7 protein-coding genes are annotated in these 11,382 nt (G+C 39.1%); 2 read left to right on the top strand and 5 right to left on the bottom strand.

Annotated features, from left to right (window positions below):
• Positions 1 to 371 precede the first annotated feature (371 nt).
• A complete protein-coding gene (locus RLO81_RS12320; RefSeq protein ID WP_350111927.1) occupies positions 372 to 2,045 on the top strand; it encodes an AMP-binding protein in 1,674 nt (557 codons plus the stop codon).
• Positions 2,046 to 2,065: 20 nt separating this feature from the next.
• Positions 2,066 to 3,640 (top strand): glycosyltransferase family 39 protein, encoded by a 1,575-nt coding sequence (locus tag RLO81_RS12315; protein WP_350111925.1) that lies wholly within the window; start codon positions 2,066 to 2,068, stop codon positions 3,638 to 3,640.
• Here RLO81_RS12315 and RLO81_RS12310 read toward each other — a convergent pair.
• Genes RLO81_RS12310 through RLO81_RS12290 form a run of 5 tightly spaced genes read right to left on the bottom strand, consistent with a single transcriptional unit; the run spans position 3,637 to position 11,039 of the window.
• The gene (locus RLO81_RS12310) at positions 3,637 to 4,386 is read right to left on the bottom strand and encodes a transporter (protein ID WP_350111923.1); all 750 of its coding nucleotides are present in this window, start codon (positions 4,384 to 4,386) and stop codon (positions 3,637 to 3,639) included. The genes RLO81_RS12315 and RLO81_RS12310 overlap by 4 nt on opposite strands.
• A 43-nt stretch (positions 4,387 to 4,429) precedes the next feature.
• Entirely contained in the window at positions 4,430 to 5,620 is a 1,191-nt protein-coding gene (locus RLO81_RS12305; RefSeq protein ID WP_350111921.1) for an alpha/beta hydrolase-fold protein, read from the bottom strand.
• Positions 5,610 to 7,133, bottom strand: a complete 1,524-nt coding sequence (locus RLO81_RS12300; RefSeq protein ID WP_350111919.1) for an MFS transporter — start codon at positions 7,131 to 7,133, stop codon at positions 5,610 to 5,612. Before RLO81_RS12300 ends, RLO81_RS12305 begins: the two co-directional genes overlap by 11 nt.
• Before the next feature lie 28 nt (positions 7,134 to 7,161).
• Positions 7,162 to 8,526, bottom strand: a complete 1,365-nt coding sequence (locus RLO81_RS12295) for an alpha-amylase family glycosyl hydrolase (protein WP_350111917.1) — start codon at positions 8,524 to 8,526, stop codon at positions 7,162 to 7,164.
• Between the two features lie 38 nt (positions 8,527 to 8,564).
• Positions 8,565 to 11,039 carry a glycoside hydrolase family 31 protein gene (locus RLO81_RS12290; protein WP_350111915.1) on the bottom strand — a complete coding sequence of 825 codons (2,475 nt, stop codon included), beginning with the start codon at positions 11,037 to 11,039 and terminating at the stop codon, positions 8,565 to 8,567.
• Positions 11,040 to 11,382 lie beyond the last annotated feature (343 nt).

Here is an 11,382-nt window from a genome sequence, read left to right as displayed (position 1 = left end):
CTCCTGTCTCGGCACACACAGCCACGTTAAAAATGACGAATATACTGTAGGGTGTTGAAACAGGCAGACATCCCGATAACTATCGGGACTCCTGTCTCAGCACACACAGCCAAGTTAAAATTGACGAATATACTGTAGGGTGTTGAAACAGGCAGACAAGCCCTCCTGTCTCGGGGGTGAAGAGTTTGGGATAAATTGGCCGCTCGGCTGACTAACCACTTCGTGGAGGTTCGAATCCTTCTCCTACAGCCTAGTATTGTAAGTTTAATTGTTGCTATAAAGCGGTTCTGATGGAACCGCTTTTTTTATTTGTCGGGATTGAGGAATAGTAATATCTTTAACCATTTGAAACAATTAAACTTCCACAGATAATGAGCGAATTTAGTTGGGTAAAAAGATACCCTAAAGGAATACCTGCACAAATAGAGGAATTAAAGCATAATTCATTGGTAGAGCTGTTTGATGAAAGCTTTAAAAAGTTTGGTTCTAAGGAAGCTTATTATAATATGGGGAAATCATTGACCTATAATGAGGTTGATGAGATGTCAGATAATTTTGCTGCTTATTTACAGAAAGAGTGTGGTCTGCAAAAGGGCGACACATTGGCAATTCAAATGCCTAACTGCCTGCAATATCCAATAGCCCTGATAGGTGGTTTAAAGGCAGGTTTAAAAATAGTGAATACCAACCCACTTTATACGCCAAGAGAAATGGAGCATCAGTTCAAAGATGCTGAGGCGAAGGCTATCGTTATTGTTGAAAATTTTGCCTGTAATCTGGAAAAAGTTATATCAAAAACTCAGATTAAACATGTGATTGTTACCGGGTTGGGTGATTTACTCGGTGGACTTAAAGGTGGTATCGTAAATTTTGTAGTGAAGTATGTGAAGGGCATGGTGCCAAAATATAACCTGCCAGGTGCAATTCCTATTAAAACTGCATTGGCAAAGGGTGCGAAGTTATCACTTGATAAGCCAACTATTGGTCAGGAAGATTGTGCTTTCCTTCAATATACAGGAGGCACCACTGGTGTTTCAAAAGGTGCGATGCTGTCTCATAAAAACATGCTGGCACATGCCGAGCAGATTACCCATTGGTTTCATCCGTATTTAGAAGAAGGTAAAACTGAAACGATGATTACAGCCATTCCGCTCTATCATATTTTCGCATTAAGTGTGAATGGCATATTTATGATAAAGATTGGAGCAAGAAACATTCTGATCACCAACCCAAGAGACATGAAGTCATTCCTGGGTGACTTGAAGAAAAATAAGTTTACATTATTAACAGGGGTGAATACTTTATTTAACGGAATGCTGAATCAGCCTGATTTTAAAGACATTGATTTCTCCAGTCTGAAAGGAACCATTGGTGGAGGAATGGCAGTACAGGATTTTGTGGCTGAAAAATGGCAAAAAGTTACAGGCACTCCACTAGTTGAAGGGTATGGGTTAAGTGAAACTTCTCCGGTATTATCTTGTAATCCTCTCGATAGTACTCACAAACGCGGAACTATTGGTTTGCCCACCCCAAGTACGGAAATGGCCATTTTTGATGAGCAGGGAAATCAGCTGCCGCAAGGTGAAATAGGGGAGATTTGTGCCCGTGGCCCGCAGGTTATGAGTGGCTATTTAAATAAAGACAATTCTGATGTATTTTTTGAAGGTGGTTGGTTTAGAACAGGTGACATGGGCATGATGGATGAAGAGGGTTTCTTCAAAATTGTGGATAGAAAGAAAGATATGATTAACGTATCGGGCTTTAATGTTTATCCTAATGAGGTGGAAAATGTTATTGCCAACCATGAAAAAGTATTGGAAGTGGCGGCCATTGGTGTACCTGATGAGAAATCTACAGAAGCGGTTAAAGTATTTATCGTTAAAAGTGATGATTCATTAACCAAAGAAGAAGTGGATGCTTACTGTGATGAAAACCTTACTGGCTATAAAAGACCTAAATACATCGAGTTCCGAGATGAGCTACCAAAATCGAATGTTGGTAAAATTATCAGGCGAGAACTCAGAGATGCCGAGGAATCAAAGTAGTCAACAATAAAGCCTTCTCTGTGACCCTATATAAAAGAGCTCAAGCGTATTACGCTCAATATCCATTTAAAACAATTCTAATTGTAGCTGTAATAGCCAGATTATTAGCGGCTTTTTTTTCTGAAGGTTATGCCTTTCATGATGATCATTTTGATGTTACCCGAGTAGCCCAAAGTTGGGCGAATGGAATTCCTCACTGGCTGGAGTCTGGCATTCCACCTAAGCATAGCATGTTTTATGCCGGTATTAATGCAGGGCTTATTTGGATAGCAGAGTTTTTCGGAGCCTCTGATCCTTATATTAAAACTACCTTTTTACGAATTATTCATGCACTATACTCCGTGCTGATTGTTGTTTTTGGCTATAGGCTTACATTATTACTATCTGATGAAAAGAAGGCAAAGCTCGTAGGTTGGATTCTTGCTTTATTGTGGTTTTTCCCATTTATGGGTGTTCGTTTTTTGGTAGAAATGGTATGTATTCCACCAATAATGATTGGTTTTTATTATTTGGTGAAGAATTCAAAGGAAGAGACTAAAAAAGTTCTCCCATGGCTTTTTGCTGGCTTGTTGTTTGGGTTGGCCTTTGCCTTTAGATACCAAACAATTTTATTTGCCGGAGGTCTTGGGCTTGTATTGCTGTTTCGTAAAGAATGGACAGGAAGCATTCTATTCACCCTGGGTTATTTGGTAGCTGCATTCCTCACGGTAGGCATGATAGATCTTATATTTTTTGACTATCCATTTCATTCTATTGTTGAATACTTTGCTTACAATAGCTCTAATGCCAATAATTTTATAGCAGGGTCTCCATTTAAATTTACGCTTACCACTTTTGGATTTTTAATACCCCCGGTTAGTGTATTTTTAATGATAGGATTTATGAGATCGTTTAAAGTAGAACCTTTAATTTTTGGGGCAGTACTGGTCTTTTTCGTATTCCACTCTGCGTTTCCAAATCAGCAGGAACGGTTCATACTTCCCATGTTTCCGTTGTTGGTTGTTATGGGTACCATCGGCTGGAAAAATTGGGCTGATAATTCTGAATGGTGGAATAAGTACAACATCATCCCATCAATTTCCTGGAAGTTTTTCTGGACGGTAAATATCATTGGAGGGCTGTTTATGGCATTTACTTTTTCAAAAAGGGACAGGGTAGAGCCATTGCATTATCTATTTGAAAAGCAAGATGTGGAGGCCGTGTTGATTGAAAATGAAAAGAGTGTGAAACAACCACCTGTATATTATCTGGGAGAGAATACCTCAGACTATAACGAATGGGATAAAGGCATTTTAGGGCTCACTAATGATGAGAAAATGGATAAATCTCATAAAGTGGTGTTTAGTTTCGATCCAAGAAAGACATCTGAAGAGTTAATCGCAGAATTTAAAGATGCTCAGAAACGACCTAATTACATTGTTTTTCAAGGAATAAAGGAGTTGGATGTCAGGAAAGAATTAGTTAAATCTTTGTTTCCTGAAAAGGACTTAGTTTTTGAAAAGACTGTCAGACCTTCCGCGCTTGACAGGCTATTGCACTTCTTTAATCCACGAATTCACAGGGATCAGACTGCCAATATTTATAAGATCGATTAATTGATTTTGTAGCCGAAGCCAAACCCAAAAATAGTGGTATCTTCGTTATCATCTATATTAAAACCATAGATTACATCCACCTGCAGGTCGTTATTTACAAGGTAGGTTAAGCCAAAGTCAAGGTTTTGCGCATCTTGGTTATTATCTGATTCTCCAAAACCGTATAGTTCTACGAATGACCCTAATTTATCGGTTATTGGGTAACCTAAAACTGTAGTATAACCTAACACAGAATCATCATTATCAATAAAATCAAAACCTACTGAATTTGTCCAGGTTAATTTATTGAATTGATATTCAAATAAGACCCTAAAATTATAGTTCAAATCTTCTACTTGAAACGCTTCTTCACCAGTATCGGGGAAAGTGATGGCTGTAGCTAACGAAGTTTTAGGAATAATGCCATCTTGTTCTACAATAAAGAATTTTGGACTAAATGTGATCGGAGTTAAACCACTTGTATTGTCTTGCCCTGGTTCATCAAGGACTGCATAATTAGTCAAAAGCCGTAATTCGATTTTATCTGTTAGTCCATACTTAAATGAAAAGTTGGGAATGGTACTAAAGGTAACTTCAGATGCACCGTCACCAATAGTGGTATTCAGATAGCCTACCTCAAATTGTATAGTTCCTTTATTCAACACATTTACTGCATCAGTAACATTTGGGCGGTCTGTAAAAATGGTTTCCTGGCCTTGTGCTGAGAAGAATATGGTGATAAAAAGTAGAGTTAGTAGAATTCGCATAGTTTGAACTAACTAAAAAAAATAATTAACTCAAAGAACTTTATTAATTACCGAGAAGGTAGATGAGCTGATCGTCTAAAGTATTTCTCCAATTGCCCCAGCTGTGTCCTTCATTTACTTCTATGTATTGAATAGCGTCTAATTTCGATTCATAGATAGCTTTCATTTTTAGAGCGGCCGCTTGAGTGTCGTTAAAAACACCGGTTGAAATACTCACTTTTAAAGGCCATTGATCACTTTCATTGACAACATCATAAATGGTTGGGTTATATCTATATGCAGGTGATTGAATAAGAACCTTACCAAACATATCTGCTGATTTTGCTCCAATGTATGAAGCATTTAATCCACCCATGGAGGTGCCCATAATTACTCTATTTGCTCGATTATTTGCTGTTTTGTAGGATGAATCTATTTTGGGAACCAGCTCACTCGTGATAAAATCCTTAAATTTTTCATTGAGGTTTAACTCCTCCATTCTTCTATTATTTTGAGGATTGTCTGGCTCACGAGGATCAATAAAAACGGCAAGCACTGGTTTAATCTGTTCTTGCTCAATTAAATTGTCAAGAATTTCGATCATAGCTCCTAATTGGGGATGAGTGTACTCATTACCGTCAGTGCTGTAAATAACGGGTAGTGAATCTAATTGCTCATAGTTATGTGGCGTATACACTTTATAATTAATATCGTACCCCAAATTATCGCTAGAGTGAGTGATCCAATCAGTAAGCTTCCCTTTTGATTTGGCTGTATCTTTTGTCCATTTTGATGGGATGCTTTTGGGCATTCTTATTTCTGAGTTAGGCGAGAGGCCACCCACACCAGCCATTTGAATGGCCTTATTCGCTGGGTCTAGCATCCACTTTCCATCGACAACAATCTTATAGTCGAAGCGTGCATCCTCAGGAAACTTTGTTTTCAATACCCAAAAGTTAGATTCTCCAATGCGAGAACCTTTATTGTAAAATGAAGCATCACCACCCCAGCCATTAAAATCCCCATTCCAATTTACTGAGGAAGCTTCACCTCTGTAAATGAAAGCCACTGAATCGCTCCAGATGTATGGTTGGTTTTCTTGCTGGAGTGAATCCCAAAGGACATCTACCAACTTCTCATCCTGACTTTCAATGGCACTTTGAAGTTGGTAGAATAAATTGTCCTCTACCTGTTCTTTAGGAGAGCAATTCCATAGTACGATAGAAGTTAGGAAGATTATGAATCTATGCTGCATTTTGCTCTATGTGTACTTCATCTTTATCATCGACCAATAAGCTTAAAAAGCCTGCAAAAATCATAGATGATCCGCCAATGATTAGTGCAAAAATAGACTGATTCTCAAAGAATGTCGTGAGTAAGAAACCCAGAATACTTGCAGCAACTATCTGAGGTATCACAATAAAGAAATTGAAAATACCCATATAGTACCCCATTTTGTCTGAAGGAATAGAAGATGAAAGCATGGCATATGGAACAGATAAAATACTTGCCCAGGCAACACCTACTCCCAACATGGAGATTATTAAGAGGGTAGGGTCCTGTATAAAGTAGAAAGATAATAATCCAGATCCACCAACTACTAGTGACATCATATGCGTGACTCTTCTGCTCGTGTATTTTGCCAGTATTGGAAGGAGTAAGGCGGCAAGGGCTGAGGTTCCATTGTAAACACCAAATAGAATGCCTACATAATCTGCGCCATCATTATAAAGGGCTGAACCGGTATCAGTGGCTTTGTAGATGTGGCTGGTAACCGCTGAGGTCGTATAAATCCACATAGCAAATAATGCAAACCATGAGAAGAACTGTACGAATGCCAATTGAATCATCGTTTTAGGCATGTTCTGAAAGTCACGTACAATCTGTACGAATCCATTTCTATACTTATCTCTTTGCATAAACAAAGCAGAAACTGTATAGGCCAAACCGAATATTCCGAGTATACCGCATAGTACAAATAACTTTTTATCGAGCTGCGCAAAATAAAACCAGTAGCCAATGGCTGCTGTGAGTATTAATATTCCCAAGCCAATGGATAAGTATGTACTTGGTGGATACTTGATGATTATTGGCTTATTTAATAGATCATCTTCCTCTTCGTCAGGCGGGTATTCCTTTGTTGAAAAAACTGTCCACATAACAGCGATAAAGAATGCAGCAGCACCAACATAAAATGACCATTTAACAGAAGGAGGAATTTCGCCATGTGGTGCAGTATTACTCAAGCCTATAAGATTAGTAAATATCCAGGGCAAAAAAGAAGCTACAACTGCACCTATGCCAATAAAAAAGCTCTGCATGGCGAAGCCTCTTGTACGCTGATCAGGTGGCAGCATATCGCCTACGAATGCCCTGAATGGTTCCATGGATATATTAATGGAGGCATCCATCAACCACAGGGTGCCAGCGGCCATCCAAAGCATGGTAGAATTGGGCATAATGATTAACGCGATGGATGCCAGAACAGCACCAACTGCGAAAAAAGGTCTTCTACGACCCCATTTTGGATGCCAGGTTCTATCACTATAATACCCAATAAGCGGCTGCACTAAAAGTCCGGTAACTGGGGCTGCCAACCACAGGATGGCCAGGTTGCCTTCATCAGCGCCAAGCGTTTCAAAAATACGACTCACATTGGCGTTTTGTAAAGCAAAGCCAAATTGTATGCCCAGAAACCCAAAGCTCATGTTCCAAATTTGCCAGAAGTTCAGCCTTGGTTTTTCTGATTTTAGTGAAATGTTATCCATCGTATTAAAAAATTGTCTCCTGTAATTATTAGTTAAGTATTACCACTAAGTATTGGAAAGCACTTAACTCGAGTGTTGAATCTTCATTGAGTTTTATCTCGTTTCCAGTCATGTAATCCGTTAGGGTAGGTTGGTCAGAAATAGCTTGAAGATTTACAGTTTGAGTTTCATTGGAAAGGTTTGTAATAACAGCCACCTGGTTGTTTTCGCCTTTACGGATAAAGCTTGAAACCTTGTTGTTACCGTCTTCAATGAATGATAGATTGCCGCCCCATTTACCATTGTGTAATGCGGCATTGGAATGCTTAAGTTCCAGAAGCTTCGAATAAAACTCCTGATGCGGAATAGTGTCAAACGAGATTGTATCCTTGTCAAAGAACCTCAATCGCTTGTCTAATCCTGCTTCCTGACCACTATAAATCAAGGGCATACCACGTACCGTAAATGCCCAAGCTGCCCAGGCTTTGTGTCCTTCACCAAAGCGTTCAAAAACAGTTCCATTCCATGAATTCTCATCATGATTGGTGGTAAACATCATTCTAATTGCATCATTGCCGTATCGTTCAATATCTCCTTGAATTAAGGCTTCCAGTGAATCTGCATCAATGTGGCCTTTGGCTGTTTCATTCATCCAATGGTGCGGCCCCCAGGCATAGGTCATGTGAAATCCAGCATCGTGTAGCCAAGGCTCATCCCATTCTGCAAGCATGAATATGTCCTTCGTTTGCTCGAGAGAATCAATGGCGGTAGTCCAAAAATCTTGAGGCACTTCACCTGCCACATCGCATCTGAAGCCATCGATATCCATTTGAGTTAGCCACCAATCCATTTCTGAAATCATTTCTTGCCTCATTTCTTGATTGTCATAATTTAAATCTGCCACATCTGTCCAATCAGTACCTTTTGGCCAGGTAACATTGCCCAAAGAGTCTGTATTATAATACCCTTCTTTCTCTACCCATGCATGATCAAAGCCGGTATGGTTGGCCACCCAGTCAAGAATCACGTACATTCCTAGCTTGTGCGCTTCATCAACCAAGCTTTTGAAGTCTTCCTCAGTTCCGAAATTTGGATTTATTGCGGTATAATCCCGTATAGAATAATAACTGCCCAGAGGCCCTTTTCTATTCTTTTCACTAATGGGTTGAACCGGCATAACCCATAAAATATCAACACCCATTTCCTGTAGCCTAGGCAAGTGCGACCTGAAAGCGTTGATGGTTCCCTCGGGTGTATATTGCCTGATATTCACCTCATAAATGTTCATGTCCTTCGCCTTTTCAGGAAACTTAAGTGCTTGTTCTTCAGAGGAGTTCTCTTCTGTTGATTTTTGAGATTGACATGCTACTGCTATAACAGCAATTAAAGTGGCGATTAATATTCTGTATTTCATTTTTAAAGACTTTGTAAGTAAAAAAATAGCTGGTATCTCTACCAGCTAATAACTATTTCCGAACCTAAATTTTTTGTTTTTACTGTTGCTAATTGTTCAATTTTAAGCCCATCACAAACCTCACTATCAATTGGGTCAAAGTTTGAAATAGGATTAATAAATCTGTAAGAGTGATGTTCTGCTATTGCAATTGAGTTGTTGATTTTAAAATCATTTACATCTTCAAACCCATGAAAGCAGATATGTAAATGCTTGATTTTTGAATCATAAGCACCTTCAACATCACTTACAATTAGTTGTTTTTCATCTGCTTGGTAAGTGATTGTTCTTTTATAGAAGCTACCAGCTTCATGTGCGAAGCTTTCTCCGTCATCTTCATAATAAACGAAGGAATTGTTTTCAGAACCTTTGTAAACATGAAGTTCCAATACATCACCTAAATTTTGGGTATTAGTTTTAGCTTGAGGCGTTATTGGGATAATGGCAGATGCCTTTACAAACACTGGTAAATGCTCAATTCCGCATTCAGCAACAATTTCTGTATTACCCTTGTACCTTGCATCAGTTAAAAGATCATACCAATCGCCTTCAGGCAAATACACTTTTGTTAGATGCTTATTGCTTTCTACCGGGGCAACCAAAATGCTTTGTCCAAATAAGTATTGATTTTGGTACTCTTCAGAATAAATTTTATCATCAAATGAGTAATCTATTGCCAAACTGCGTGCAACCGGCAAGCCTGAATGTGTAGCTTCATAAAATGAAGAATACAGATACGGCATTAATTTGTACCTCAGGCTTATATAATTCTTAGAGATTTCTTCCACTTGTTCGCCATAAGACCAAGGCTCGGAATCTCTGCTGTTAATCATTGAATGACCTCTGAAAAAAGGAGAGAAGGCTCCAATTTGCACCCATCTGGCAAATAATGCTTCATTGGCATTGCCTACAAATCCGCCAACATCGTAGCCTGCAAAGGCAATTCCAGCAAGACCCATACTATTTACCAATCTCACACCCAATAGCATGTGCTCGTCATTAGCTACATTATCGCCAGTCCAAACTGCGGCATACCTTTGAATGCCTGAAAAACCTGCTCTTGTTAAATTAAAAGGCCTTAGACCGTTGAGGTTATGTTTGGTGCCTTCATACGTAGCACGGCTCATTTGAAAGCCATAGATATTTCTTCCTTTGCGGGAGGTAGCCTTATCTCCTTCAAATTTAAATTCGATAAGTTCTGGTAGCATCTGTCCCCAGGTAGCAATTTCATTCATGTCATTCCAGAATCCATCTACGCCAAGGTCTGTGTAAGACTTCATTTGCTCACCCCACCAGTTTCTGGTTTTTTCATTGGTAAAGTCCGGAAAATGACACAAGCCAGGCCAGACAGAGCCTGAATAATTGGATCCGTCTGGGTATTTAACAAACACATCGTTTTCCATACCGCTCTGGTAGGCCTCGTACCCGTCTTCAATTTTAATACCCGGATCGCACATGACCACCACATGAAACCCTAGTGACTTTAAATGGTTGATCAAGGCTTTTGGATCGGGGAATTTTTCACCGTCCCAGGTAAAGATTTTGTATTTCTCCATGTAATGGATATCCAGTACAATTACATCTGCCGGAATATCCTTATCACGAAACGTTTCAGCTAGTCTGGATACCTGCTTGTCAGGATAATAGCTATATCTACATTGCTGATAACCGATGCTCCAGATAGGAGGAAGGGGCATGTAACCAGTAAGCTCTGCGTAAGAGTTTAAAATGCCAGCAACATCGTTATTATAAATGAAGTAATAGCACATGTCACCGGAATCGACAGAAAAGCTGCTGAAACGGTCGTTAGATGCGCCAAAGTTAAAATGAGATTTGTGTGAATTATCTAAATAAATGCCATACGATAAGCCACTGTGTAGTCCAATGTAAAATGGTGTAGAGCAATAAAGCGGATCACTTTCCGGGCCATAACCAAAATGGTCTGTGTTCCAGTTCTGATAACCGCTACCTCTTCTGTCGAGCGGGCCGGTTTTTTCACCTAGACCTACAAATCGCTCATCAGCTTGCAATTTTTTGTACGCGGTTATTTGCTCTCCAATAGAGGCGGTTCCAAAGGCCTCATCATCTGCATTAATCACTTTTCCCTCTACTGTTTTAAAGGTTAGTCTGAATGGTGCTTTGTTAATTTCAAGAATAACGTTGGCAGTACTCAATGTAATGCAACCGTTTTCATCCTTTAGGTCGAGTTCATTACTAGACGGGTTTTGTATTACGCTATAAGGGTTATGATCCCAATATCCGTCAAAGCTAATATGCGTTTTAATTACACTGGCACTGTAAACGGAAATGCGGACAAAAGCATTGTCAAGAACACATTCTAGTAGCCCTTCTGACGTTCTATATTCTTTTAAATTCCCGAGAGAATTATTGGATTTATTTCGAGTGGAAATAGGTGTATCTATCATCACAATTAAGTCTGAATTTCGCTTAATCTGCATGAATTTTTCACGCAAACGATGATCAAATTAGTGATAATATTGTTTAAAAATGTAGCTTAAATGAAGAAAAAATGCCGCAAACGATTGCGTTTTCGATTGAAATTGTAAGATAGTAAAAGAATAAATTTTATGAACTACCATTTACGCTCTTTGTTTTATTTATTCACTTAGTTTGAGGTGGAATGAAAATTAGATTTAAAATCATCATTTTATTTTTCATTGCTTTAGAGGCGAATGGTCAGGTGGTTTTTGAAGATGTAACCAGTGCAAGCGGCATTGAAAAAACTAAAATGGCAGATGCACACGGATCAGGGGCATCGGCTATTGATTATGACCTTGATGGGGATATTGATATCTA

It is taken from the genome of Fulvivirga sp. (genome assembly GCF_040220315.1).
Lineage (GTDB): Bacteria > Bacteroidota > Bacteroidia > Cytophagales > Cyclobacteriaceae > Fulvivirga.
This window is presented reverse-complemented; position numbering and strand designations above follow the sequence as displayed.